A 25510-nucleotide genomic window follows, 5' to 3' on the forward strand; every position below is an offset into this window, starting at 1 on the left:
GGCTCAGTCCACGCCGAGCGTTTTCAACAGGGGTCGCAGGGAAGCCTCGGCCTTGCGGAAGTCCGTCCACGGGTCCGGCTTCTTGAGCAGGGCCGCCGCGTCGTGCAGGGTGAAGACGCGCGGATCGAGTCCCTTTCGAACCTGCCCCCAGGACAGGGGAAAGGCGATACCGGCGCCTGGCCGTGCGCGCGGAGACCAGGGCGCGACAGCCGTCGCCATCCGCCCGTTGCGCAGATAGTCGATGAAGATCTTCCCGCCCCGTGCCTTCTTGGCGAGGGTTGTCGTGAAACGGTCGGGATCATCCCGGCGGGTATCCTCCGAGACGGCTTTGGCGAAGGCCTTGCACTGGTCCCACTCCACCCGGCTGCGCCCGTCCGAACGGATGGGGACCACGACATGCAGTCCCTTGCCGCCGGTCGTCTTCACAAAGGGCGTAAGGCCGAGGGTCTCCAGCTTCGCCTTCACCACCTTCGCGCCGGCGATGACGTCGTCAAAGTCGAGGCCCTCGTCCGGATCGAGGTCGAAGGTGACCTGTTCGGGCGTATCCGGATCGCCCGGGCGACAGCCCCAGGGATGCAGCTCCAGACCACCGGCCTGACCGATAGCGACCAGACCACCGACGTCCTCCACGCCGACGTAGGGCTTGCGCTCTTTCACGTCGATCAGTTTCAGCCGCGGATTTGAACCGGGCATGGCGTGGCGCTGGAAGAACCTTTGCCCCTCGATACCGTCCGGTGCGCGGACGATGGAGACCGGGCGGTCGGCCACGTAAGGCAGGATGCGGTCGGCGGCGCTCTCATAGTAGCGGGCCAGATCGGCCTTGGTGATCGCCGGGCGCCCGTCGAAGGAGGGCCACAGCACCTTGTCGGGGCTGGAGATCGTCACGCCGTCGACCACCAACCGGCCTTTCGTCGTCGCCGCGCCCGGCACGCGTATAGAGGCCTTCTTCTCGCTCGCCTTCGGTTTCGCGGGAGCTTGGGGTTGCTCCGTCACCTCGGCGGCGGGCTTGTCCTGTCGCAAGCCCTTGAACGCCGCCTGCCGCAGCGTGCCGCTGTCGGTGTAGCCGCCGTGCTCGATCTCGGCGACCAGCACCGGCTTGACCCAGTGGACGGTATGCGGCCCGGCGCGGCGTTTGGGGGCCTCCTTGCCGATGAAGGGACTCTCGTCGGCGGCGACCGCCTTCAGCGCCGGCTCCAGCGTCTTCAGAACGGCGGCGGAATAGCCGGTCCCGACCCGGCCCAGATGACGCAGGCCGTTCCGCTCCCGCACCCCCACGATCAGGGAGCGGAAGCGGTTTCCCTCGGCGGTCCAGCCGCCGATCACCACCTCATCTCCGCCCCGGCATTTGGACTTCACCCAGCTCGACGACCGACCCTCCCGGTAGGAGGCGTCCAGTTTCTTGGAAATGACGCCTTCCAGATCCATTCGACAGGCGCTCTGCAAGACCGCCTGACCGGTCGAGCCGAAGTGATCGACATAGCGGATGCGTTGGCGCGCGGCCTTCGGGATGCGGTCGATCCAGGCCTGCAGCCGCGCCTTGCGGTGCGACAGCGGCAGGTCGCGCAAATCCTCCGGCCCCTCGAACAGCAGGTCGAAAGCGAAGTAGACCAGTGAAGCGGTCTTTTCGTCCGAGATGGCCGTTTGCAGGGCCGAAAAGTCCGGTCGGTGATCGCTGTCCAACGCGCACAGCTCCCCATCGATCACGGCGTCCGGCCAGCGCGCGGCGTCCTCGGCCAGCTCCGGGAATTTCGCGGACCAGTCCAGCCCCTTGCGGGTCCGGACGGTCGCCCGGGCGCCACCTGTAGCGACCTGCATGCGGTAGCCGTCGAACTTGATCTCGTGCACCCAACCTGGCCCGCCCGGCGGATAGTCGACCGGTTTGCACATCTGCAGCGGCACGAAGGCGTGAGGCTTCCTCGCCTTCGCGGTCACGGCCGCCCGCGCCTTGGGCTTGGCCGGACCCTTGCGCGCGACCGGCTTCGACGATGTCCACTGTTTCGCCCCGTCAGCGATCTCGGCGAGGCTGCGGCCCGTGGTGACGGAGGCGTCGATCTCCATGTTCGCATCGCCCTCGCCGGGGACGGCCTGCTCATCCTTCTCCTTGATCAGCAGCCAGTTGTTCCGCTTCGACGGCTTGCCGCGATCGGATTTCAGCCGCACCAGCGCCCAGCCGCCCTTCAGCCGCTCGCCGTCCAGCCACATCTTCAGCGAGCCCTTGGCGAAGTCCGCTTCCAGCGTTTCCGGCGCCTGCGGGCTCCAGGTCCCGGCGTCCCACATCTGAACGGTCCCGGCGCCGTAGTTACCCGACGGGATGGTCCCTTCGAAGTCGCCGTAATCCAGCGGATGATCCTCGACCTCGACCGCCAATCGTTTGACCGCCGGATCGCGCGACGGGGCCTTGGTCACTGCCCAGGATTTCAGGACGCCGTCGAACTCAATGCGGAAGTCATAGTGCAGCCGGGTCGCCGCATGTCTTTGGATCAGATAGCGTAGCGGAGCGCCCCTGCCCTTGCGTCCCTTCAGGCCCTTCGGCTCCGGCGTCGCCTCGAACCGGCGCTTCTTTCGATAGGTCTCCAGCTCTCCGCGCATCCGGGTCTTCCTCAAGGGTCAAGGCGGACTCAACGCGGGCGGAGGCGGTTGGATCAGAGCCTGCTGGAACGGAGCGGCGGGCCCGCGGTTTGAAGCGCATGTCCGCCACCCTCGTCGCCAACATCATCGGTACGCTTGCCGCTCTGTGCTCGATCACCAGTTTCGCCCCGCAAGCAATCAAGATCTGGCGCGAGAAGGACGCCTCCGCCGTCTCGCTAAAGACCTATTCACTGACCGTCAGCTGCTTCGTGCTGTGGGTGGTCTATGGCCTGCTGATCAAGGCCTGGCCGCTGATCGTCGCCAATGGTTGCGCCCTCGTCATGGCCAGTCTGGTGCTGGCGATGAAATGGCGTTTCCGCTGAACGGAACATCTGCGGATGGCTCCGGTTGTCACCGCCCGTCCCCACCCGATGAGCGCCCGAGATGACTGACACCCCCGTCCTTCAGGACCCCCGAGACCAGTATCCGAAGCCGCCGTTCCCCGAGCAGCCCCAATCGGCGCCTGGTCTGGTCCGCAGGATGGAGCCCCGGCCGGATCACGGCGAAGAGAGCTATGTCGGTTCCGCCAAGCTGAAAGGGCGGCGCGCCCTGATCACCGGGGGCGACTCCGGGATAGGCCGCGCCGTGGCCATCGCCTATGCGCGTGAAGGCGCCGATGTGGCCATTTCATACCTGCCGTCCGAGGAAGCCGATGCTACGGAAGTGATCGCCCTGATCGAGAAGGCAGGCCGCAAGGCGCTGGCCCTGCCCGGCGACATCACCGATGAGGACTGGTGTCGCGAACTGGTCGAGCGGACCGTCTCGACGTTCGGCGGTCTCGATATTCTCGTCGTCAACGCCGCCAGCCAGCAGTATCGGGACAGCGTGGAAGAGGTCACGACCGGGGACTTCGACCGGACCATGAAGACCAACCTCTATGCGCTGCACTGGATCGCGCAGTCGGCGACCCCGCATCTGAAGCCGGGCGCGGCGGTCATCACCACCGCCTCGATACAGGCCTATGAGCCGTCAGCCATCCTGCTGGACTACGCCACCACCAAGGCCGGAATCGTCGCCTACACCAAGGCGCTGGCGAAACAGCTGATCGAAAAGGGCGTCCGCGCGAATGCGGTCGCGCCCGGGCCGTTCTGGACCGTCCTTCAGCCCTCCGGCGGACAGCCGATGGAGGCGGTGAAGTGGTTCGGCGAGCACAGCGCCTTCGGTCGCCCGGGACAGCCGGTCGAGATTTCGCCGGTCTATGTCCTGCTCGCCTCCTCCGCCGCCAGCTTCACCACCGGCGAGGTCTATGGCGTCACCGGCGGCGCCGGGATCGCCTGACACATGGCGAAGTCGAAAGCCACGGGCGCTGCGCCCGACCCGCGCAAGGGCATGCCATCCCCGAAGCTGACGGAAGCCGACTTCACCGAGCGCTACCTTAGCCAGTTTCGGGACCCTGCCTTCGCTCCGATGCAGGAGGCGCTGGACAAGGTCGCCTCCATCGCGTGGGAGGCCTATTGCGACGGTCGCAAGTCACCGGTGACCCGCAAGGCGGGCAAGGGCTATGCCGATCCGGACTACGACCTGTCCGAAGACTGGATCAACGCCAGGGCCATGATCGATGAAGCGCAAGCGCGGTTCGAGGATGAGAAGGGTCCGTTGCGAGTGCTGCTGGTCAACGGGTCATCGCGCTCGGAACACACCTGCCCCGGCGAGATGTCCAAAAGCTTCCGGCTGGTTTCGTCGGCGCAGCAGGTCCTTGAGAAGGCGGGGGTCGAAACCAAGGTGCTGGATCTGTCGCGGCTTGCCAGCGAATACGGGCGCGACATCCACCCCTGCAAGGCCTGCTTCTCGACTGCGGCGGCGCTCTGTCACTGGCCATGCAGTTGCTACCCCAACTATTCGCTGGGGCAGGTCCACGACTGGATGAACGACATCTACCCGATGTGGGTCGAGGCGCACGGCGTCTTCATCGTCACGCCGGTGAACTGGTATCAGGTGTCCAGCCCGATGAAGCTGATGATGGACCGGCTGGTCTGCGCCGACGGCGGAAACCCGGATCCGACCCTCACGCAGGGCAAGGACGCCGGGCTGGCCAAGACCGAGGAATTGAAGGGCTGGGCCTATCCCCGCCATCTGCAGGGTCGGGTGTTCTCTGTCGTCGTGCACGGCGATGTCGAAGGCGCCGAGAACGTCCGGCGGTCGGTATCGGACTGGCTGAAGTTCATGAAGTTCACGCCCGCCGGGCCGGACGCGGAGATCGACCGCTACATCGGCTACTGGGAACCCTACGCCACCAGTCATGAGGCGCTGGATCGCGACACGGACATGCGGGCCGAGGTGAGGATCGCCGCCGAACAACTGGCGAGAGCGCTGAAGGCGCGTCGGGGCGGGAAACTGGTGACGACTTACGAGGGTCTTGAGAGCCCACGCCAGAAGTAGAGGCTCACGGCTCGGACCACCCCACAACAGCAAGGGAAGCGCCTGCGGGGTCGCGGTCAAAGTGCAGCCAAGCCTTGGCGTGTCCCCGCGCCGGCACATAGTCCAGCGTCACGGTGGAGGGCGAGGCGCCCTCCACCGTTCCGACCACATTCACGGCCGCCGCCGTGTCGCGACCGCTGTTGGACACCTCGATTTCCGCCAGATAGCCGCCCGCAGAGGGCGTTACCGTCGCAATCCGCGCACGCAGAACAGGTGGGGCCGACGGCTGCAGGGCTTCCCACACGACGACGCCGATGACGGCGAGGGTCACGACACCGCCAATGGCCGCCATGGTCCATTGCAGAACAGGACGGGTTTCGACGGCAGCCTTGGCTTTTTGAGGTCGGGCCATGATTACACCAGCAGACGGGCCGCCGCCGCGCCGATGGCGGCGGGAAAGCCCAGGACAATGACACTCTGGACCATGCCGGGCAGCCAGTGACCATCCATGCGTCCGAAAACGAACAGGACGAACAGGCTGACCGCCAGCGCGATCGCATAACCCGGCAGGGTGAAATGGAAGAAGGCCTTGACCGGATGGTCTGCCTCCTCCTGCCCTGCGAAACCGGCCCGGAACACGATAAGGTGTAGCAGGCCGAGGGACAGCAGGATCAGCCCCAGCGCGTGCAGCGGCGTCGCCTTGTAGGCGATCAGGACCATCTCCTCCGTCGGAGCGACATTCAGACCGAGGAACAGGGCGCCGGCGGCCATCAGGAACAACTCGCCAGTATAGGATGCGCTCCCCTCATCCGTCTCCCCGCCGCCCGCGCCCGCCAGCTGTCTTCGCGCCAGCAGCGCGCCCATGGCGCCCGGTATCGCCTGCAAGGTCACCATGCCGATGAAGCCCGTCAGTGACGTGTCTCCCCGCACGACCCCGAACAGGGTGAGCAGTCCCGCGGCGGTGCCGAAACCGACCGCCAGAGCGACCGCCGTATCCAGACTGTCGTTGAGAAGACCTCTCCGGTCGGAGAACCCCGCATAGTGGGCGAGCCCGAGAAGAAGCGGCAGGCCCGCTGCAATGAAGGCCAGCAGCCGCCAGCGATCCATGGCGACACCCTGCGACCACATCTCCATGGTCATCAGCAAGGGAATGCCGAACAGCAGGGCGCCGCCGAAGGCCCGGCCCAGATCGTTGAGGTAGCTCGCGCTCCTCGCCCGGGCGGCCGCGGTCGCCATCAGCCCGCCGGAGCGACCCGCCACACGGTGTTGGACAGGTCGTCGGCGATCAGCAGGATGCGACGTTGCGGATCGAAGGTCACCCCGACCGGGCGACCGCGCGCCTTGCCGTCCGCGAGGAAGCCGGTCACGAAGTCGACGGGCTGGCCGACCGGGCGGCCATTGCTGAAGGCGACCCAGCTGACCTTGTAGCCGGACAGGTCCTGCCGGTTCCAGCTGCCGTGCTCACCGATGAAGGCGCCTTGGCTGAAGCCACCGCCGAAGCCGCCGTTGGTGGCGAAACTCAAACCCAGCGCAGCGACGTGTGAGCCCAGCGCATAGTCGGGGGCGACGGCGCGTTCCACCAGATCGGGACGCGCCGGACGGACGCGCGGATCGACGGTCTTGCCCCAGTAGCTGTAGGGCCAGCCGTAGAAGGCGCCGTCGCGCACTGAGGTAAGATAGTCGGGCACCAGTTCCGGCCCGAGTTCGTCCCGCTCATTGACCACCGCCCACAGCTGGCCGGAGGTCGGTTCGATGGCAAGGGCGGTCGGGTTTCGGATACCGGTGGCGATCGTTCGACGCGCGCCGGTCAGGCGGTCGATCTCCCAGACCACCGCCCGCTCCTCCTCCACCGACATGCCGCGCTCGCCGACATTGCTGTTGGAGCCGATGCCCACATAGAGCTTGGTCCCGTCAGCGCTGGCGGTCAGGGACTTCGTCCAGTGATGGTTCACCTCGGCCGGCAGGCGGGTCAGGACTTCGCCCGGCGCGGTGATCCGGGTCTGCCCCTCCTGATAGGGAAAGCGCAGCAAGGCGTCCTGATTGGCGACGTAGAGATTGCCGTCCACGAAGGCCAGGCCGTAGGGCGCGTCGAGGTTCTCTATAAAGACTGTCCGAACTTCCGGCGTACCGTCGCCGTCAGCGTCCCGCAGCAAGGTGATCCGGTTTCCGCCCTTCACCGATGACTTGCCGCGCGCCTTGATGACGCCCGCGATCACGTCCTTGGGCCGCAGCTTGGGCGCCTTGCCGCCCGACCCTTCCGCGACAAGGATGTCGCCGTTGGGCAGCACCAGCATCTGGCGCGGGATTTTCAGGTCCGTCGCCATCGCCGTGATGCGGAAGCCCTGCGGGACGGTCGGCGCCTCGCCGTCCCAACCGGCGGGCGACGCGATCTTCATCGGCGGGATCAGGGTCTCATTGCGGTTCGGCAGCTCCGGGTTCGGTCCGGTCTGGTTCAGGTTTTCCGCAGGCCGACCACAGGCGGTGACGGCGACGGCGAGGGTCAGGGCGGAGGTGGCGAGCAGGCGGCGCATCATCGGGCTCCCTCCCGGATAGCCTGGGCGTTTCCAATCCAGGCGGCGGCGAGGGCCAGGACGGTGCAGACGATGGACATCAGCAGACCGGCGGCGCCGACCGAGCTCCAGCCATCTCTGCTGTGCTGGAGCGAGTTGAGGAAGCCGATGACGAAGGCAGCGGCGAGCAGACCCGCCAGTAACAGGGCAGAGGTTCGCTCCGGCGTCCGCCACTGGAAAATCAGACTGATCAACGCCCACGCCAGAAGAACGCCCGCGAAAAGCTCGCCGCCCGCGATCAACCAGGCAGAGAAGTTGGTCCACTGGATCACCTCGGTCCTCAGATAGGCGATGTCGCTGACCAGCCCCCCGGCGAACAAGGCCGCTGGAAAGCCGAGAAGGACGGATCTGGCGGTCTGCAGCGGTCTCGCCGCTGGTCCGTGGGAGGGCATGCCTAAATCGTTCCTGTTCAGCCTGTGCCGTGAGCCAACCCGCCGGACGCCGTTTCGTTGCCGTATTTGGGGAACCACCCGCAGGTTCGAACCCTTCTCAAAGCGAAGCCGCCGAGGGGAAGCGCCATCATCCGTCCGCTGATCGAGTCCGTGTCATGACGCCCGACGCCCTGACCTGGCTTCCGTACTGCGGTCCGGCTCCGGCGCCCGGCGAATGGCGCTGGAATCTCGACCCGCTGCTTCTGACCGCGCTGCTCACGACGGCGGCGCTTCTTCTGTGGCGCGGACAAGGTCGGCCCCGAACACTCGGCCTGATCGCGACGGTGGTGCTGGGCGTGATCTTCGTCTCCCCATTGTGCGCGACCAGCTCCGCGCTGTTTTCAGCGCGGACGGTGCATCACGTCCTCTTGGTCGCCGTCGCCGCCCCGCTGCTGGCGTGGAGCCTGCCCTTTGGCCGGACCGGCTCGCTGTCTTTGGCGACGGCGGTTCAGGCGGTTGTCTTCTGGGCCTGGCATGCGCCCTCCGCCTACGCCGCCGCCCTGTCCAGCGACGCCGTCTACTGGCTTATGCAGGCCAGCCTTCTGGCCAGCGCCGTCTGGTTCTGGGCAGGGGTGCGCCGCGCCTCGGCGCCGTCGGCCGTCGGCCACCTGCTCGTCGCCATGGTCGCCATGGGGCTTCTCGGCGCACTGCTCACCTTCGCCGACGACGCCCTTTACGCGCCTCACCTGCTGACCACCATGGCATGGGGGCTGACCCCGCTGGAGGATCAGCAAGCGGCAGGCCTGATCATGTGGGCGCCGGCGGCGGCCATCTATCTGGCGGCCGCGCTGATCATCCTGGGGCGCTGGATCGGTCCGGACCGTCCGGTCGTGCGCGTGGATCAGACCGCGTGATCAACCGCCTCATCGGGAACATCCTTGAATGGGCCGCGGGCCACCACGACGAGCGCCGTTATTCGCCCGTGGCCATCGTCTTTCACTGGACGATGGCGGCCCTGATCGTTTTCCAGCTGTTTTGGGGCTGGTGGATGGGACGCCTGCCGGTCGGGGGCGAGAAGGTGGCGGCGCACAGCCTTCACTACGCCGTCGGCGTGCTGATGCTGGTGCTCGCCATGGGGCGAGGCGCCTGGCGCCTGCTGGCGCCCGGGCCGATCAACGACGCCGACAAACCGGGCTGGGAAAGCAATGCCGCCACGGTCACCCACTACCTGTTCTACACCTGCCTGTTCGGCCTGCCCCTGACCGGTTGGGCGATGGTCTCGGCCACAGAGCGCGAGCAGAGCCTGACCCTGCTGGGCCTCGTCGCCTGGCCCCTGATGCCGTTCCAGGACCTGAACAACGTCACCCGCTGGCGGATCGAGGCGGTGACGGAATGGATGCACTGGGGCCTGATCGTCACCCTGCTGCTGCTCATTCCCCTGCACATCGGCGCTGCGCTCAAGCACCAGATCATCGATCGGGACGACGTACTCCACGGGATGCTTCCGGTCGTGCCGCAGCCGAAGCGGCGGCGGACGCGCTGGCAACGTCGGTATCGGGCGGTCGAGCAGCGGGTGCGTGCTCTAGCCAGGCGGCGATTTGGGCTATCTCGGCGTCGGTGAGGTTCCTTACGGCGTCGGTCATCACGCCGCGCGGGTCGTTCCGCCGCTTCCTTTCCTGCCAGCGATGAAGTTGATCCACCGTATAGGCCGCGGGCTGACCCGCGATGGCCGGATTTCCGAAGCCCACGCCGCGTCCATCCGCCCCGTGACACGACGCGCAACCGGCCACGCCCCGCGACGCGTCCCCGGTCAGATAAAGCGCAGGCGGCGGACCGACGGTCGCCCGCGCGGGCGGCGCGGGCATGTCCGCATAGAAGCGCGCCACCGCCCGGCGGTCGCCGTCGTCCAGCCAGCGCGCCACTTCCCGCATGACCACATCCTGCCGAACGTCCTTGGCGTAGTCCTCCATCTGCTTCTGCAGATAGCCCGCGTCCAGCCCGGCCAGGCGCGGCACGCTGACGCCGTCGCCTTCTCCAGCCAGACCATGGCAGCTGAAACAGGCGTTGGCCGGGCCGCCCTCTCCCCCGCCCATGGCGATGATCTGGCCGGTCTCGGTGAAGGCCGCACCCGTCTGGTTGGAGGGGGGCGCGCAGGCCGCGAGCGGCAGCAGCAGGAGGGTCAGGAGTGAGAAACGCACCCGGAGCGAACACCGTCCGACCGCCACGGTTCCGCTCCGGGGGAACCGTGGCCATGGGAGCGGGTTAGCTCCCAGACGAAGCAGGGGCGCAATGAAAGCTTTCGACAACCGACAGGGACCGGCGTGAGGTGGGGCGTGATCGCCCTGACCGCCCTTCTGTGCGCCTGCGCGGACAAGAGCGAGCCTCCGCGCGCCCTTATGGGCGCGGACGCCGCCCGGGGTGTGCGGGTGATTGAGCGCGTTGGATGCGCCGCCTGTCACGACACGCCAGGCGTCGGATGGCCGAAAGGGCTGGCCGGGCCTTCGCTGCACGGATTCGCCGACAGCCCGCTGATCGCGGGACAGTTCCCGAACAGGCCGGACCAGTTGGTCCGCTTTCTGAAGGACGCGCCGTCGATGGCGCCCGCCACCGCCATGCCCGCGATGCCGCTGACCGAAGCCGAGGCCCGAGACGTGGCCGCCTACCTGTACACGCTCCATGACTAGAGCCGCAGCGGACGGAACAGCGGCCTGGCCGCCGCCTGCGCTGGATCCGGCGGGACCCTTCGCCGAGCCGCTGAACACCCTGTCATGGGTCCTGTTCGCCATGGCCGGCTCGGTCTTGCTGATCGTGCTGGCGGCGCTGGGCGTCGCGCTGTTCGGCCCCCGACGCTGGCGCGAGCGGCTGGGCGGGCGCAAGCTTGTCTGGATCGGCGGTTTCGCCTTCCCCGTCGTGGTCCTGACCGCCCTGCTCATCTACGGTCTCGGCCTGACCAGTCACCTGACGCAGGAGCCCGGTCCCGACGAAATGCGCGTGCGTGTCACCGGCGAGATGTGGTGGTGGCGCATCGCCTATCTGGACGGCGAAGGTCGTGAAGCCTTCCAGGACGCCAACGAACTGCACATCCCCACGGGCCGTCCCGTGGTGATCGAACTGGACTCCGCCGACGTCATTCACAGCTTCTGGGTTCCGCGTCTGTCGGGAAAGGTCGACATGATCCCCGGACGCCGCAACCTGATCCGGATTCAGGCCGACGCCCCCGGAGCCTATGGCGGACAGTGTGCTGAATACTGCGGCGGGCCGCACGCCCTGATGGGCTTTGTCGTGGTGGCGCATGAGCCGACGGCCTACGCGGCATGGCGCGCCCGGCAAACCGCGCCCTCTCCCGCAGCCCTTCAGCCGACCATCGGCTCACAGGTCTTCGCCCGCGCCGGATGCGGCGCCTGCCACAGTGTCGCCGGCACGGCCTTCAACGGTCAGGCTGGCCCTGACCTCAGCCACGTCGGCTCACGGCGCACGCTCGGCGCGGGCATTCTTCCCAACAACCAGGGCACGATGGCGGGCTGGATTTCGGACAGCCAGTCGATCAAGCCCGGCAACCGCATGCCGGCCTATCCCGTGCTCACCGGCGAGGAACTGCGCGAGGTTTCCGGCTGGCTCGAGAGCCTGAAGTGAGCCGCGAGTTCGAGAGGGAAACGGGGTTCGACACCACCCTGTACGAGCAATTCCCCACCACCGGGCCTCGTCCGGAAGGCGAGGTCGAGGAACTGGAACGCATCTGGTGCCGCCCTAAAGGCTGGCAGTGGATCACCGCGATCAACAACAATTTCGTCGGCGTCTACTATGTGGGCGCCGCCATGTTGTTCTTTGTACTGGCGGGCGTCCTTGCGGTCCTGATGCGGACCCAGCTGGCCGTGCCGATGGCGGGCGTCCTTCCGGCCGAGACCTACAACCAGATCTTCACCGTGCACGGCACGATGATGATGTTCCTGTTCGCCGTTCCCGCCGTCGAGGCGCTGGCGGTGCTGCTTCTGCCCCAGATGCTGGGCGCGCGGGACCTGCCCTTCCCGCGCCTCAGCGCCTACGCCTTCTGGGCCTATCTGATTGGCGGACTGGCCTTCTTCTGCTCCCTGTTCTTCGGTCTCGCTCCGAACGGCGGCTGGTTCATGTACCCGCCGCTCAGTTCGACCGCCTTCTCGCCCGGGATCAACGCTGACTTCTGGCTCCTTGGTATCGGCTTCATCGAGATTTCCGCCATCGCCGGAGCCGTCGAGATCATTGTCGGCGTGCTGCGCAACCGCGCGCCCGGCATGACGCTGGACAAGCTGCCCATCTTCGCCTGGGCCATGCTGATCTTCGCCGGGATGATCATCATCGCCTTCCCGTCGGTGATCCTCGCCACCACCCTGATGGAGCTGGAGCGGGTCTTCGGCTGGCCGTTCTTCGACCCGCTCAAGGGCGGAGACCCGATGCTGTGGCAGCACCTGTTCTGGTTCTTCGGCCACCCCGAGGTCTACATCATCTTCCTGCCCGCCGCAGGGGCCATGTCGACCATGATTCCGGCTATCGCGCGCACGCCGCTGGTCGGCCACAACGCCGTGGTTCTGGCCATGCTGGCCACCGGCTTCATCAGTTTCGGCGTGTGGGCGCACCACATGTTCACCACCGGCATGCCGACCATCTCGACCAGCTATTTCTCGTCGGCGTCAATGGCAGTGTCGGTGCCCGCGGGCATCCAGGTCTTCGCCTGGATCGCCACCATCGCGGCGGGCAAGATGCGCTTCACCACCTCCGGCCTGTTCGTCACCGGCGCCATCATCACCTTCGTCATGGGCGGTCTGACCGGGGTGATGGTCGCCATGGTCCCGTTCGACTGGCAGGCCCACGACAGCTACTTCATCGTCGCCCACCTGCACTATGTGCTGATCGGCGGGATGGTCTTCCCCTTCTTCGCCGCCATCTACTACTGGCTGCCCATGTCGTCGACACGCCCGCTCAGCGAGCGGATGGGCAAGTGGGTGTTCTGGCTGATGTTCACGGGCATGCACGTGACCTTCCTGCCCATGCACCTCAGCGGGTTGATGGCCATGCCGCGCCGCGTCTTCACCTATCTTCCCGGACGTGGGCTGGAGCTGCCCAACCTGATCTCCAGCATCGGCACGGCGATCACGGCGCTGGGCGTCCTCCTCTGGATCATCGACATGATCCGCAACTTCCGCCCCTTCGGCGACAAGGACAGCGGCGATATCCACGGCTCACCCGGGCTCGAATGGCTGCCGACCGGCCTCTACTCGGTCCGCTCGATTCCGGTCGTGAAAAGCCTCTATCCCCTGTGGGAGCAGAAGAACCTCGCCCGCGACGTCGAAGCCGGACGCTACTTCCTGCCGAACGCTCCAACCGGCGCGCGGGAGACCCTGGTCACCTCCACCCTCAACGCCGAGCCGCAATACCTGCAACGGATGCCGTCGCCCTCCCCCTGGCATGTCTGGGCGGCGATCTTCACGGCGGGTCTATTCCTGCTGCTGACCGTGCAGGCCTATGTCGCATCGGCCATCAGCGGCGTTCTGGCCGTCTGGTGCATCATGCACTGGTGCTGGATGCTGGATCGCCCGCGCATCGCCGAGACGGTCGATATCGGCGGCGGCGTTCGAGTGCCGACCTATATGAGCGGCCCGTCCAGCCACGGCTGGTGGGCCATGGTCATCACCCTGATCGTGGCCGGCATGATCGCTCTGCTGGCGGGCTTCAGCTACGTCTTCCTGTGGAGCCGCAACCCGCAGGACTGGATCGCCCCTCCGCCGGCGACGGGTCTCTACCTTACCCTTGGCGCCAACCTCATCGGAGCCCTCCTCGCCTGGCTGTCGTGCAGGGTGCTGTCACTGGACCGCCCGCGCAGCCCGGTGATCGCGACCCTGCTGATGCTGCTGGCGACCGCCGCCCTGGGCGCGGCGTGGTGGACCGATCTGAACGGCTGGATCGACACCGGTCTCAAGGCCTCGGCGACGGGTCAGGGCGCCACGGTCTTCGCCCTGTTGTCCTGGCACGGCTTCTTCATGGGGATCGTCGCCCTGATGGCGCTGTACGCGGTTTTGCGACTGCTGTTCGGCCACGTCGAGGCGCGTCGCCCCTCAACCTTCCAGTTGATCGCCCTGTTCCTCACCTACTCCGCCAGTCAGGGCGCGTTTTCCGCCGCCCTCACCGCCCTCTTCCCGGGCGCGCCATGAAGACCTGGATCTGGATGACCGGCGGCCTGATTGTGTGGGCCTTTCACTTCATCGGCGTCTATCTGATCTCCAGCGTCGCCGACGTCGTAGCGACGGCCGACGATGTACGCTGGCGCATGGCCGGCCTGGCCTTCAGCGGGGGCTGCGCCCTGCTTGCCGCAACGCTGCTATGGGCGGCCGTCACACAGTTGCGCCGCCGGGGCTCCGGATTTTCAGACCAGGTCTCGGCCTTCGGCTCCGCCGTTTCCCTGATCGCCGTTGCATGGCAGGCGCTGCCGACCGTGATCGGGCACTGACGGCGATCGCCGTCCGCCGGACCCTCGACGCCCTCGCAGACAGTCCGCTTCTTCGCCCAGGCGCCCGAACGCGGAAGCGTTACAAGACGACTTCGACGACACGCGATGTCGGTCGGTCCGCAATCGGTCGGACTTCGCCATGAGACGAAATCAAAGGCTTGCGAGGCGCCATCTCAAATAAGTTGCGAACACTCACCCTTCACTAGCAAAAGTTGCAGGCTTGGGCTATCGAGGCATTCCGGGCGCGGCGGCGCTCGGGACGATATGACGCGTTGTTCCTCGGGGGGTGGATCAATGAGTAATCTGGCCGGCAAGGCCTATGCCATGAATGTCGTGACGCCCATGCGGCCGGGCGCGACGTGGATCAACACCTTCATCTTCATGCTCTCGCGCGCCCTGCCGGGCACCCTCAGCGGCCTGCTCGGGCTCGGCTTCATCCATTTCGCGCGCTGGGTGATGATCCGCCGCGATCAGTGGCCGCAGTTGGGCCAGCCCCCGGCGAAGCTGTCCAACGACTACATGCTGTTCTGCAGCAACTTCAACGGCACCTGGGACCAGTACATCGACGCCTTCGCCGACGGGATTCCGGGCGGGCTGGACCTGTTCTGGTATTCGAGCACCAAATACCCCAACTCGATCCCGGTCACCCCATTCAAGAACTACATCCGCGCCAATCAGGTCGACACCAACTATTATTATAACGCGACGCCGGGCAGCGGGCAGCGGGATATCAAGCTGGCGCTGAAGCTGTTGCACGATCTGGCCGCGGTCGCCGCGAAGGCCGGAGGGCTGAGCGACGCCGAGCTGGCCTCGGCGTTCGAACGGCTGCTGATCGCCAATCAGGGCGGGCTGGGCTCGCCGGGCTACGCCCCGATCGCGAGCTGTGACACCGCCGCCGCTGACCGCAACCGCGCCGATGCCGAGCTGGGTCTGTGGGGCGAGGGCGGCACCGGTCCGATCAAGGCCGAGCGCACCCTGGAACCGATCGCGCAGGATGTCGTCCTCGCGTCCAGCGCGAACGAGGACGAGGCCGTCAGGGCCGAGGTCAGGGCCGCCGTCGCCGCCGCTCTCAACATTACGCCGAACGCCGGCGAACCGCCCCATGCGCCGGAGCCGCCGCCGGAAACGCCCGTCCGGAAGGAGGAAAGAGCCGATGGCTAATATCGACGTCAGCACCTACTTCTTCACGGCGGCCGTGCCGGTGTGCAACGAGGGGGTTGTCGAGCATCGCAGCCTGACGGGCGCGAAGGGCGTGATCAAAAGCTCGCCCATCCACATCGTGCGCGAGATCCTCGAGACCCTGCCCACGGCGCTGCAATCCCATGCGACCGAGGAGATCGGGCTGAACAGCCCTTTCTCCCGCAATCTGCGCACCCATTTCACGCGCTTCGTGATCCTCGATCAGCCGAACTTCAACGGCCGCGACCACAGCAATGCGCTGGTCAACGCGGTGATGAAGGTCGACCTGCTCGCCGCCCAGCCGGTGGATCAGATCACCTGCCCCTACATCTTCTGGACCATCGATTTCGACCTGCCCGACCCCGCCGGCGCCGGCGAGCCGCGCCGCTATTTCGAGGAGCTGTGGGGCCAGATGGAGCCCGAGCTGCGGTCGATCTTCCAGTACTGCTACGGCTTCGATCAGGTGAAGGACGCGGCGAGTTTCGCGACCTATATCCTGCGGTGCCAGATCGAAACGACGATGCCGTTCCACGATTACTGGTACATCCCGCCGAAGCTGAGCCAGATATCCATCCCCGGACTGGCGCTGATCCCGGGCATCGGCGCGCTGATGCTGCTGGGGTCGCTGATCGCGGGCTTCCTGCGCTGGACCGGCTGGCGCTGGGCGGCGGATTTCGTCGGGTGGAGCGGCTGGACCTGGGCCCCTTGGGCCGGGCTGGGGGTGCTGATCCTCGGCCTCATCATCGACTATTACTGGGTGATGGCGAAGGGCCGGAAGCCCTACCCCGCCTCCCCCGGCGCGGATCTGCGGAATGTGCTGAAGGCGCTGTACCTCCAGCAGGTCTTCACCCGCTTCGCCACGGCGCAGCAGCGCCGGGACCGGACAAAATGGGGCGCCGAGTTCCGCACCTTTCTGACCGCCACCCGACCCGGCGACCTGGACGGGCCCACCCAGTCGCCCGGCGTGATCCGCAGCCAGCCGGGAGATGCGGCATGACCAACGCCACCAACACGCCGTCCTCCGCCACCCTGCTCGACCTCGCCGACATTCAGGGCGGGATTCTGCGGACCTACGGCGACGGCTTCCCCAAGGGGCGAAACTTCTATCTGACCGTGCGCGACGCCCGAAAAGGCCGCGCCTTTGTCGAGGCCTTGCTGCCGAAGATCACCACCGCCGCGCGCTGGAAGGACCCGAAGCGAGACGAGCCGCTGCTGCGCACGCGCAATCCGCGCGTCAAGGATATCGTCCGCGCGCAGGGCGAGCCCGACTATCCGGGTCGCGTTCAGCTGATGAAGCCCAAAGTGACGCTCAATATCGGCTTCACCTTCACCGGACTGCTCGCCCTGGGCGTGCCGACCCGCACCTTGCGCGGCATGCCTGACGACTTCATCGACGGGATGGAGGCGCGGGCGGCCCTGCTGGGCGACGATCCCTTCCTGGACAAGCGCGACGCGGTATGGCGCAACTCGAAGGGCGACAGGCGCGTCCATATCCTGCTGACGCTCTACGCCCAGCAGAACCCCGACGGCACGGCCTGCCCCGAACTGAAAGCCGAGACCGACGCCATCGTCGCGCTCTGCAAGAAATCGAGGGGCGGGGTCGTTCTGCTCGACGGGGTCGGCCCCGACAACGCGCAATGGCAGGACCTGTCCGCGGTGATGCGGCAGGACGGCGAGAACTGGTGGCCGACCAACAAGGAGCATTTCGGCCTGTCAGACGGCTTCGGCGACCCGGTCTTCTCCGGCCAGTTCTCGGGTGAGGCCGAGCAGGTCCGCGTCGCGGGCGGGGGCAAGCTGGTCTATGACCCGAAGAAGAAGACGTACAAATGGGAGCCGCTGGCGACCGGCGAGTTCCTGCTCGGCTACCCGGACGAGGCGCAGGAAATTCCGGGCGCGGCGATGCCGATCGCCTTCAGCCGCAACGGCGCCTTCATGGCCTATCGCAAGCTGCACGAGGCCGTCGGAACCTTCAACCGCTACATTGACGAGCAGGCCGGACGCTACGCCAGGATGTTCCACGTTCCCAAGGCGGAGGCGGTGGAGACGATCAAGGCCAAGATGGTCGGCCGATGGGAGGACGGCGTCCCGCTGACCATCGCGCCGACCTACGCCGACTGGCAGCGTTTCCGCGCCGACCTCGACAAGGCGCGGGCGGAGAAGAACAAGGCCAGGCTGGCCGAAATCGCGCTGAAGTTCACCAACTTCACCTACGCCTCCGATCCGGCGGGATCGAAATGCCCGGTGACCTCGCACCTGCGCCGCGCCAATCCGCGCGACGGACTGGGGCCGACCTTCACCGCCGATGGCCTGTCAGGTGACGGCAGCGCGATCATCAACCGCCGTCGCATCCTGCGTCGCGGCCTGCCCTATGGTCAGTATGACGCCAACGCCCCGACCGATGACGGCGACCACGGCATCATCTTCATGGCGATCTGCACCAATCTGTTCCGCCAGTTCGAGTTCGTGCAGCAGCAATGGATGCAGTACGGGCTGGACTTCAACGCGGGCAGCGACACCTGCCCGGTGATCGGGAACCATCCCAAGGCGGATGAGCCCAAGATGGTGATCCCGGTCGATCCTGAAGTCGGCAAGCTGCCCTTCATCTGTGACCGCGTTCCGCAACTCGTGGAGCCGCGCGGCGGGGACTATTTCTTCCTGCCCAGCATGACCGCCCTGCGGATGATCGGGATGGGGATCATCGACCCGACCTGACCCAACAAGGCCCTCCGGAAAAGGCGCGCGCGATGCAATGGCTGTTCAACCTGTCGACCGTGATCTGGCGCCGGCTGATGCTGCTCGTTCAGGGGCTCCGGGCCCTGCTCTGGCTGATCGCCGCGGGCATCGGCGCAGTGTTCGGCAAGGGCGGGACGATCGCGAGCCGGCTCGGCGCCGCCATCGGCGGGCCGAAGGGGCAGCGCATGGTGTTCGGGCTGCTGCGGCTGTTCCAGCCCAATCTGGTGCTCCGGCGGCGGATCATCGAGTCCTATCCCAACAACGGCATCACCGCGATCGCGACCCGACGGGCCGATGTCATCGACATCCTGAGCCGCGAGGCGGATTTCGGCGTGGTCTACGCCCCGCGCATGGAGATGATCACCGCCGGTGAGAACTTCTTTCTCGGGATGCAGGACACCCCTCGCTACACCCGCGATACCTCCAACATGCGGCTTGTGGTGCGGCGCGACGATGTGCCGGAAATCGTCACCCCCTATGTCTCGACCGCCGCCGCCGGGATCGTCGCCATGGCGCCCGGCGCGATCGACGTGCCTCAAGCCCTGACCCAGCCGGTCGCCGCCGGACTGCTGGACCACTATTTCGGCACGCCGGGCCCATCGGAGGCGGCGATCGCCGAATGGACCACCCTGCTGTTCTGGTATCTGTTCATCGACCTGCAGGCCGATCCCGATCTCGATGCGCGCGCCAGAAAGGCGGCGGCGGACTTCCGGGTCTGGATGGACGCCCACATCGCCGAGCGCCGCAAGGCCCCGCACAGGGATGACGTGCTCGGTCGTTGTCTGGCGATGGGCGAGGCCCGCCTGCCGGGGATGAGTGATCGCGACATCCGCAACAATCTGATCGGACTGTTGATCGGCGAACTGCCGACGCTTTCCGCAGCCGCCAATCTGGCGCTCGACGAACTGCTGGATCGACCCAAGGCGTTCGCCGCCGCCTGCGCCGCGGCGCGCGCCGACGACGATGCGGCGCTGTCCGCCCATGTCTTCGAGGCGCTCCGGTTCCGGCCGCTCAACCCCGTCGTCTATCGCCGCGCGATGAGGGACACCACAATCGCCGCCGGCGCACTTCGCCGCCGCAGCATCCGCAAGGACAGCATCGTCATGGCGTCGAACCTGTCGGCGATGTTCGATCCGCTGGCGATACCCGATCCCACCCGATTCCGCACCGACCGGCCGTGGGAGACCTACATGCTGTGGGGCTACGGCATGCACGTCTGCTTCGGCGCGCACATCAACCGCGCGGTGCTGCCCGCCATGCTCAAGCCGCTACTCGCCCGCCCCAACCTGCGCCGCGCGGCGGGCCCCGGCGGGCGGATCGACAAGGCGGGCACACCCTTTCCCCAGCACCTGCACCTGGTGTTCGACACCTGACACGCGCGGGAGCGGCCGGCGGCCTCGACAGCGGCGAGGCGGTTCGGATCGACATGACCGCAAGGCTTCAGAAGACCCGGAACACAACGCCAACCGTAAAACCCGCCTCCGTCTGGAGAGGTCAAAAGCGCTCAAATGCAGTGAGGGCGGTGGCTGGGGAACTAGGACTCGAACCTAGAATGACGGTACCAAAAACCGGAGTGTTACCATTACACCATTCCCCAGCAGGTCCGGCGTCGCCCCGCCCGGAAGCGAGGAGGCGGTCAGATACGCCGGGGCGAAGCGGGACGCAAGAGGGTTTTCGCAGCTTCTTTCATCTCCTTTTCCGGAGCGCTTTCGGGCAAGCGACGGTCGCCGATCGCCGGGTCGCGAACTATTTACCGCGAGGGCTTTTCTCCGCTTGCGGGCGCAAAAACCCGTCGCTATAAGCCCCCTCCTCAAGTCGGAGTGTGGCTCAGCCTGGTAGAGCACTGCGTTCGGGACGCAGGGGTCGGAGGTTCGAATCCTCTCACTCCGACCATTCTTCCCAAGGGTTTCCCGAAACCCCGGAAGCGAGCGAAAGAGCCTCCCTCGGGAGGCTCTTTTCGTTTCAGCCCCCCGCCGTCCCCGACGCTTTCGCCGCCACCGCCGCCAGATGCGCGCCGACGCTTTCGATGGCGCGTTCGCCCAGAGCCTTGCGGCGGGCCAGCAGTTCCGGGGACCCGGCGTCGTAATCGGCCATCAGCTTGCCCACGAAAGCGCCGGACTGAACCTCGTCCAGCACCTCGTCCATCGCCGCCTTTGAAGCGTCGCCGATGATGCGCGGCCCGGTCAGATAGGCGCCGTACTCGGCCGTGTTGGAGATTCGCCCGAACGCTCCGGCGATTCCCTTCTCGAACATCAGGTCTGTGACCAGCTTCAGCTCATAGAAGCACTCGAACCACGCCACCTCCGGCGGATAGCCGGCGTTGACCAGCGTCATGAAGGCCCCGTCGACCAGTTCAGCCACCCCGCCGCACAGAACCACCTGCTCGCCGAACAGGTCGCTTTCGCACTCGTCCTTCATCGTGGTCTCGAGAATGCCCTTGCGGCCACAGCCCAGCGCCGCCGCGTAAGACAGGCCCAGCGCATGGGCGCCGCCGGTGGCGTCCTGCTGCACGCCGAACAGGCAGAAGACCCCCTCCCCGGCCTCGTACAGGTCGCGGATGCGCGGCCCGATTCCCTTGGGCGAGGCCAGAATCACATCGAGGTCGGCGCGCGGCTTCACCAGCCCGAACCGCACCGACAGGCCGTGGGCGAAGATCAGGGCCGCGCCCGGCCGGATGTTGGGCTCCAGTTCGTCGCGCCACAGATCGCGGTGCGCCTCGTCCGAGACCATGACGGCGACCACATCCGCCCCCGTCGTCGCCTCGCCCGCCGTCAGGACGGTGAAGCCGTCCGCCTGCGCCTTCGCCCGCGTGGCCGAGCCCGCCTTCAGCCCGATGACGATTTCGGTCACGCCCGAATCGCGCAGGTTCAGCGCATGGGTCCGCCCCTGACTGCCGTAGCCGATCACGGCCACCCGCTTGCCGCGGATGATCGAAAGGTCGCAGTCGGCGTCGTGGTAGGCGGGGAGCGGATTGGGTAGGGTCTGGGTCATGAGCACAGACCTACAACCTTCCGACGTCACCGGCTTCTGGAAAGAGGCCGGGCCCGGCAAGTGGTTCGCCAAGGATGACGCTTTCGACGACGTCTTCCGCCGGCGCTTCGCCCACGGTCACATGATGGCGGCGCGGCGAGAGCTGGATCACTGGGCGGACACGCCGGAGGGCGCGCTGGCCCTGCTGATCCTGCTGGACCAGTTCCCGCGCAACACCTTCCGGGGCACGGCCCACCAGTTCGCCACCGATCCATTGGCGCGCCACTTCGCCGAACAGGCGGTCGCGCGGGGCCACCATCTGGCCTTCGAGACAGACCTGCGGAACTTCCTCCTGCTGCCGTTCGAGCATTCCGAGCGGCTGGAGGATCAGGACCGCTATCTGGCGCTGATCGGCGACGACGCGGAGCTGCTGAAATGGGGCCACATCCACCGCGATATCATCGTCCGCTTCGGCCGCTTCCCGCACCGGAACGCGTGTCTGGGCCGGGAGACGACGGCGGAGGAGCAGGCGTTTCTGGATGAGGGCGGGTTCGGGGGGTGAGGCAGCCTGACCAATTCCAAACCGCTCCGATCCGGGCGATGCTCCGGCCAGAGCCGAGGAGTTGACATGCTGCGATTTGCCGGACTTCTGACGGCGCTGCTGGCCTTCTCCGCCGAAGCCTCGGCTCAACAGGCCCCGCCGACGGATCGTCCGGGCGACGCGTACGAACTGGAGTTGCGGGTCCGGACCGAGAGCCAGTCAACAAACGGCTCCAGCAGCACATCGAACTCCGGCGGCGCGCTCGTCGAGCGGGTCGTGGCGGTTCTTCCCGAAGGACTGGAGCTGGAATTCGACCTGCCCGCCGATACAACGCCCGCGGAGCGGGCCCGCGACTGGCAATGGCCCGCCCGCATCCTTTGGTCGGAAAGCGCTCCGGCGCGCCTGCTGAACGGCCCCGAGCTGGAACAGCGCATCGAGGTCTGGCTGAAGACCGGCGAGATCCCGCGCGAAGCCTGCGGTCGCTGGTTCTTCAGCTGGACAGCCTTCAAGATCGAATGCGACCCAAACGCCGTCCTCGAGACCCTGAAGGTCTATAATCTGCGTTCCGGCGCCCACGGCATTGAAGCCGAGGTCGACCCAGACGCAGTCCGCCGGGAAAAGGCCGAGACGGACGTGGTGGTCGGCGAAATCACCGGAACGCCCGTGACCTTGGAACAGGCCGTGGCCGCCCATGCGTCCGATCAGATTTCCGGGACGGAAACCCTGGTCCGCGAGTCCGATCCCCAAGGACGTCCGATCCGGCAGGTCCGGACGGTCCGCCTGGAGATCATCACGGCGGACGGGGTCGTGGAGCAGAGCACGAGCACCCAAACGGTGACCCGAACGCCCCTCCAGGCACCCTGACCGGACGCCGCTTCCAGTTTCTGTGGGCAAGCGAATCAGGCCGGTGCCGCGAAGCAAGAATCAGCGGCACACTACGTCCCCATGAGCGCCGCTTTTGACCTGATCGATGTACCCGCCGCCCCGGCCGACCATCCGGAGCACCAGTACCTGAATCTGCTGCGCGACATCCTGAACAACGGCGCGCGCCGGGATGACCGCACCGGCACCGGAACGCTGGGCGTGTTCGGCCGCCAGATGCGGTTCGACCTGTCGAAGGGCTTCCCGGTCCTGACCACCAAGAAGCTGCACCTGCGTTCGATCATCGTCGAGCTGCTGTGGTTCCTGCGCGGCGAGACCAATATCGGCTGGCTGAAGGAAAACGGCGTCAGCATCTGGGACGAATGGGCCAACGCCGAGGGCGAGCTCGGACCCGTGTACGGCAAGCAATGGCGCAGCTGGTCGGCCCCCGACGGCCGCGTCATCGACCAGATCGAGAAGCTGGTCCATGGCCTGAAGACCAACCCCAATGGCCGCCGTCACATCGTCTCGGCGTGGAACCCCGCCGACGTGGACGACATGGCCCTGCCGCCCTGCCACTGCCTGTTCCAGTTCTTCGTGGCCGACGGCAAGCTCAGCTGCCAGCTGTACCAGCGCAGCGCCGACGTCTTCCTCGGCGTGCCGTTCAACATCGCCAGCTATGCCCTGCTGACCATCATGATGGCGCAGGTCGTCGGGCTGAAGCCCGGCGAGTTCGTGCACACCTTCGGCGACGCCCACCTGTACCTGAACCATATCGAGCAGGCGCAGCTGCAGCTGACCCGCGAGCCCCTGCCCCTGCCGACCATGACCATCACGCCGCGCGAGGATCTGTTCGCCTACCGGCTGGAGGACTTCGTGCTGGACGGCTACCAGCCCTGGCCGCACATCAAGGCGCCGGTCGCGGTCTGATGGACCTCAAAGGCCTGCAGGACTCCGTCCTGCGCATCTCCGACATCTACGCCCGCGAGCACGGCATCGACCGTGACAAGGCGGCGTCCGGCGACTGGGCGCTGCTGAAGGTGCAGGAGGAGCTGGGCGAACTGGTCGCCGAACACCTGCGCACCACCGGCCGTGCCCGCGGCGCGGCGGATCACGACAAGCTGGGCGACGAGGCGGCGGACGTGCTTGGCATGCTGCTCATCTATTGCCGCGCGGCGAACATCGACATCGAGCAGGCGATGCAGCGGAAATGGCTGCACTGGCTGGAGAAGACCGGCTGAGGCCCTCCCGGCAGACTTGAGCACATCCCACGATCAACCTAAGGTGATAGACATCCATAACCGGATCGCGCCTCGGGGGAGCCGCTCATGTCCACGCCCATCACCGTCGATCAGATCGTCAACCTGATCTACGACGCGATTGAGGACGCCACCGGCACGCGCCCCCGTAATACCGACCCGGGCGCCGCCTTGGTCGCTGTGGCCCTGCCGAGCACCGGTCAGCGCAAGGCGATGATCGAGCAGGTCATCCGGGCGCTGTATGCCCCATCTGTCATCGAACCGTCCGCCACTTTCGTGGCAAGGCAGTCCCGGCGATCAGCGGCGACAGTAGAGCAGTTGGCGACCGCGCTTGCAGAAGCATGGCTTGCCGGTCGGCTGATCGGCTCCGAGAACGATGAACCAGAGCCCCGGTCCTATGTGGAGTGGGTTGAAGCCAACGACGATGACGCGAGGCCGCTCCCCAAGGCCTTGGGCGGCTCCGGGACGTTCAAGTCCCGCAAGGCCAACTCGCCTTCCATCCCCGATGTCGGCTTCAGTCTGGTCAAGATTTTCTACGCCACCGACCGGGCGAAGCTGGCGGCCAAGCCAGGCAAGGTTGTTGATTACGGCCCCAGACGGGCGGACGGCCTGCAACTCGGCGAGTGCGATGTCTCCATTCCCGCGCGCCACAAGGTCGGATCGGTCGAGCGGCCGAAATGGTGGAAGTTCGAGTTCGCGGAAGACCCCGAGAAACACGTCTCCCTGCGCACCGTGACCGAGCTGGGTGATGAGGATTTCTACAGTCGGGTGTCGCAGAAAATCGCCGGGTCAGAGCGCAAAGAGGCCTTCGTCTTCGTCCACGGCTACAATGTGAAGTTCGCCAACGCCGCCCGCCAGACGGCGCAGATGGCCTTTGACCTCCGGTTCGATGGCGCGCCGATCCTGTATAGCTGGCCCTCGCAGGGGACCATCCCGGGGTATGTCGTGGACGCCAACACCGTCATCTGGACCGAAACCCATCTGGTCGATTTCCTGACCGACGTGGCGACCCGGACCGGCGCGACCCGCGTCCATGTGATCGCCCACAGCATGGGCAATCGCGCGGTCTGCAACGCCCTGGAAGCCCTCAGCCAGCGCGCAACCCCGAATCTGCACCATGTGGTGCTGACAGCGCCGGACGTCGACGCCGACGTCTTCCGCAACGTGGTCAAGGCGTTCAAGACGCTGCCCAAGACCGTCACCCTATACGCCTCGTCCAAGGACAAGGCGATTGAAGCCTCCAAGGTCGTCAACGGCGCCCCACGCGCGGGCGAGCCGATCGTCATCATCCCCGGCATCGACAGCATCGACGCCTCGGCGGTCGAGACCGACTTCCTCGCGCACGGCTATTTCAGCGGAACGCGCTCGGTTCTCTCGGACATCTATAACCTGTTGCAGGATCAGCCGGCGAAAAGTCGGTTCGATCTGACGCCGGACCAGCATGACGATGGCGACTATTACCGATTCAAACCCTGAGGCCGGGACGGAACGCTTGAAGGCGCCGGGCGGAATCGCGCAAACAGCGGAAGAAAGAGCGCGGGATCGACCGCGCATGAGCGCTG

24 protein-coding genes, 2 tRNA genes and 1 pseudogene are annotated in these 25510 nt (G+C 66.6%); 19 read left to right on the forward strand and 8 right to left on the reverse strand.

What is annotated here, in order from left to right; genetic code table 11:
* Positions 1-3: 3 nt before the first annotated feature.
* Positions 4-2589 carry a DNA ligase D gene (ligD, locus tag FKQ52_RS10030; protein WP_141627054.1) on the reverse strand — a complete coding sequence of 862 codons (2586 nt, stop codon included), beginning with the start codon at positions 2587-2589 and terminating at the stop codon, positions 4-6.
* Between the two features lie 98 nt (positions 2590-2687).
* On the opposite strand from ligD, the gene FKQ52_RS10035 reads away from it, so the two are divergent.
* The 3 genes from FKQ52_RS10035 to FKQ52_RS10045 all read left to right on the forward strand — a co-directional run bounded on the left by FKQ52_RS10035 (position 2688) and on the right by FKQ52_RS10045 (position 5007).
* Positions 2688-2951 (forward strand): SemiSWEET family sugar transporter, encoded by a 264-nt coding sequence (locus FKQ52_RS10035; protein WP_141627055.1) that lies wholly within the window; start codon positions 2688-2690, stop codon positions 2949-2951.
* Positions 2952-3012: 61 nt separating this feature from the next.
* On the forward strand, positions 3013-3906 hold the full coding sequence (locus tag FKQ52_RS10040; RefSeq protein WP_141627056.1) for an SDR family oxidoreductase: 894 nt from the start codon (positions 3013-3015) through the stop codon (positions 3904-3906).
* 3 nt (positions 3907-3909) lie between these two features.
* Positions 3910-5007, forward strand: coding sequence for a flavodoxin family protein (locus FKQ52_RS10045; RefSeq protein ID WP_141627057.1), 1098 nt, complete (start codon positions 3910-3912; stop codon positions 5005-5007).
* A 4-nt stretch (positions 5008-5011) separates the two neighbouring features.
* Here the strand turns inward: FKQ52_RS10045 and FKQ52_RS10050 are convergent, their stop codons facing one another.
* From FKQ52_RS10050 to FKQ52_RS10065, 4 genes are read right to left on the reverse strand one after another with little or no spacing between them, the layout of a single operon-like run.
* On the reverse strand, positions 5012-5398 hold the full coding sequence (locus FKQ52_RS10050) for a hypothetical protein (protein ID WP_240811616.1): 387 nt from the start codon (positions 5396-5398) through the stop codon (positions 5012-5014).
* A 2-nt stretch (positions 5399-5400) separates the two neighbouring features.
* Positions 5401-6222 carry a TIGR02587 family membrane protein gene (locus FKQ52_RS10055; protein ID WP_141627058.1) on the reverse strand — a complete coding sequence of 274 codons (822 nt, stop codon included), beginning with the start codon at positions 6220-6222 and terminating at the stop codon, positions 5401-5403.
* Positions 6222-7520, reverse strand: coding sequence for a sorbosone dehydrogenase family protein (locus tag FKQ52_RS10060; RefSeq protein WP_141627059.1), 1299 nt, complete (start codon positions 7518-7520; stop codon positions 6222-6224). The genes FKQ52_RS10055 and FKQ52_RS10060 overlap by 1 nt, the downstream gene beginning before the upstream one ends.
* Positions 7517-7876, reverse strand: coding sequence for a DUF2231 domain-containing protein (locus FKQ52_RS10065; RefSeq protein WP_240811617.1), 360 nt, complete (start codon positions 7874-7876; stop codon positions 7517-7519). Before FKQ52_RS10065 ends, FKQ52_RS10060 begins: the two co-directional genes overlap by 4 nt.
* A gap of 227 nt (positions 7877-8103) precedes the next feature.
* Here FKQ52_RS10065 and FKQ52_RS10070 point away from each other — a divergent pair, with 227 nt between their 5' ends.
* Both FKQ52_RS10070 and FKQ52_RS10075 read left to right on the forward strand, forming a co-directional pair.
* Entirely contained in the window at positions 8104-8841 is a 738-nt protein-coding gene (locus tag FKQ52_RS10070; protein WP_141627061.1) for a cytochrome c oxidase assembly protein, read from the forward strand.
* The gene (locus FKQ52_RS10075; RefSeq protein WP_240811618.1) at positions 8838-9548 is read left to right on the forward strand and encodes a cytochrome b; all 711 of its coding nucleotides are present in this window, start codon (positions 8838-8840) and stop codon (positions 9546-9548) included. Before FKQ52_RS10070 ends, FKQ52_RS10075 begins: the two co-directional genes overlap by 4 nt.
* A 16-nt stretch (positions 9549-9564) precedes the next feature.
* Here FKQ52_RS10075 and FKQ52_RS16880 read toward each other — a convergent pair.
* Positions 9565-10020, reverse strand: a pseudogene (locus tag FKQ52_RS16880) (cytochrome c); the annotation flags it as partial.
* A gap of 240 nt (positions 10021-10260) precedes the next feature.
* On the opposite strand from FKQ52_RS16880, the gene FKQ52_RS10085 reads away from it, so the two are divergent.
* The 8 genes from FKQ52_RS10085 to FKQ52_RS10120 all read left to right on the forward strand — a co-directional run bounded on the left by FKQ52_RS10085 (position 10261) and on the right by FKQ52_RS10120 (position 19690).
* Positions 10261-10611 carry a cytochrome c family protein gene (locus FKQ52_RS10085; RefSeq protein WP_240811619.1) on the forward strand — a complete coding sequence of 117 codons (351 nt, stop codon included), beginning with the start codon at positions 10261-10263 and terminating at the stop codon, positions 10609-10611.
* Positions 10604-11560 (forward strand): cytochrome c oxidase subunit II, encoded by a 957-nt coding sequence (coxB, locus tag FKQ52_RS10090; RefSeq protein ID WP_141627063.1) that lies wholly within the window; start codon positions 10604-10606, stop codon positions 11558-11560. Before FKQ52_RS10085 ends, coxB begins: the two co-directional genes overlap by 8 nt.
* Complete coding sequence (locus FKQ52_RS10095; protein WP_141627064.1) at positions 11557-14109, forward strand: cbb3-type cytochrome c oxidase subunit I; 2553 nt, start codon at positions 11557-11559, stop codon at positions 14107-14109. Before coxB ends, FKQ52_RS10095 begins: the two co-directional genes overlap by 4 nt.
* Positions 14106-14405 carry a hypothetical protein gene (locus tag FKQ52_RS10100; RefSeq protein WP_141627065.1) on the forward strand — a complete coding sequence of 100 codons (300 nt, stop codon included), beginning with the start codon at positions 14106-14108 and terminating at the stop codon, positions 14403-14405. Before FKQ52_RS10095 ends, FKQ52_RS10100 begins: the two co-directional genes overlap by 4 nt.
* Before the next feature lie 294 nt (positions 14406-14699).
* On the forward strand, positions 14700-15566 hold the full coding sequence (locus FKQ52_RS10105; protein ID WP_205750739.1) for a hypothetical protein: 867 nt from the start codon (positions 14700-14702) through the stop codon (positions 15564-15566).
* Complete coding sequence (locus FKQ52_RS10110; RefSeq protein WP_141627066.1) at positions 15559-16581, forward strand: hypothetical protein; 1023 nt, start codon at positions 15559-15561, stop codon at positions 16579-16581. Before FKQ52_RS10105 ends, FKQ52_RS10110 begins: the two co-directional genes overlap by 8 nt.
* Positions 16578-18296, forward strand: a complete 1719-nt coding sequence (locus FKQ52_RS10115) for a hypothetical protein (protein WP_141627067.1) — start codon at positions 16578-16580, stop codon at positions 18294-18296. Before FKQ52_RS10110 ends, FKQ52_RS10115 begins: the two co-directional genes overlap by 4 nt.
* Positions 18297-18328: 32 nt before the next feature.
* The gene (locus tag FKQ52_RS10120; protein WP_141627068.1) at positions 18329-19690 is read left to right on the forward strand and encodes a cytochrome P450; all 1362 of its coding nucleotides are present in this window, start codon (positions 18329-18331) and stop codon (positions 19688-19690) included.
* 150 nt (positions 19691-19840) lie between these two features.
* Here the strand turns inward: FKQ52_RS10120 and FKQ52_RS10125 are convergent.
* Positions 19841-19914, reverse strand: a tRNA-Gln gene (locus tag FKQ52_RS10125).
* Between the two features lie 219 nt (positions 19915-20133).
* Between FKQ52_RS10125 and FKQ52_RS10130 the strand changes: the two genes are divergently transcribed.
* Positions 20134-20210: transfer RNA gene (locus FKQ52_RS10130), tRNA-Pro, on the forward strand.
* Positions 20211-20279: 69 nt separating this feature from the next.
* On the opposite strand, the gene ilvC is transcribed toward FKQ52_RS10130, so the two are convergent.
* Positions 20280-21308 (reverse strand): ketol-acid reductoisomerase, encoded by a 1029-nt coding sequence (ilvC, locus tag FKQ52_RS10135; RefSeq protein WP_141627069.1) that lies wholly within the window; start codon positions 21306-21308, stop codon positions 20280-20282.
* Here ilvC and FKQ52_RS10140 point away from each other — a divergent pair.
* The 5 genes from FKQ52_RS10140 (at position 21307) to FKQ52_RS10160 (ending at position 25424) form a co-directional block, all read left to right on the forward strand.
* Positions 21307-21849: a DUF924 family protein gene (locus tag FKQ52_RS10140; protein WP_141627070.1), complete on the forward strand. Its 543-nt coding sequence runs from the start codon at positions 21307-21309 to the stop codon at positions 21847-21849. The genes ilvC and FKQ52_RS10140 overlap by 2 nt on opposite strands.
* A gap of 66 nt (positions 21850-21915) precedes the next feature.
* Entirely contained in the window at positions 21916-22692 is a 777-nt protein-coding gene (locus FKQ52_RS10145; RefSeq protein WP_141627071.1) for a hypothetical protein, read from the forward strand.
* An 81-nt stretch (positions 22693-22773) separates the two neighbouring features.
* A complete protein-coding gene (locus tag FKQ52_RS10150; RefSeq protein WP_141627072.1) occupies positions 22774-23619 on the forward strand; it encodes a thymidylate synthase in 846 nt (281 codons plus the stop codon).
* Positions 23619-23930 (forward strand): phosphoribosyl-ATP pyrophosphohydrolase, encoded by a 312-nt coding sequence (locus FKQ52_RS10155; protein ID WP_141627073.1) that lies wholly within the window; start codon positions 23619-23621, stop codon positions 23928-23930. The genes FKQ52_RS10150 and FKQ52_RS10155 overlap by 1 nt, the downstream gene beginning before the upstream one ends.
* A gap of 87 nt (positions 23931-24017) precedes the next feature.
* Positions 24018-25424 carry an alpha/beta hydrolase gene (locus FKQ52_RS10160; RefSeq protein WP_141627074.1) on the forward strand — a complete coding sequence of 469 codons (1407 nt, stop codon included), beginning with the start codon at positions 24018-24020 and terminating at the stop codon, positions 25422-25424.
* Positions 25425-25510: the final 86 nt, after the last annotated feature.

The sequence above is a fragment of the Brevundimonas sp. M20 genome, assembly GCF_006547065.1.
Lineage (GTDB): Bacteria > Pseudomonadota > Alphaproteobacteria > Caulobacterales > Caulobacteraceae > Brevundimonas.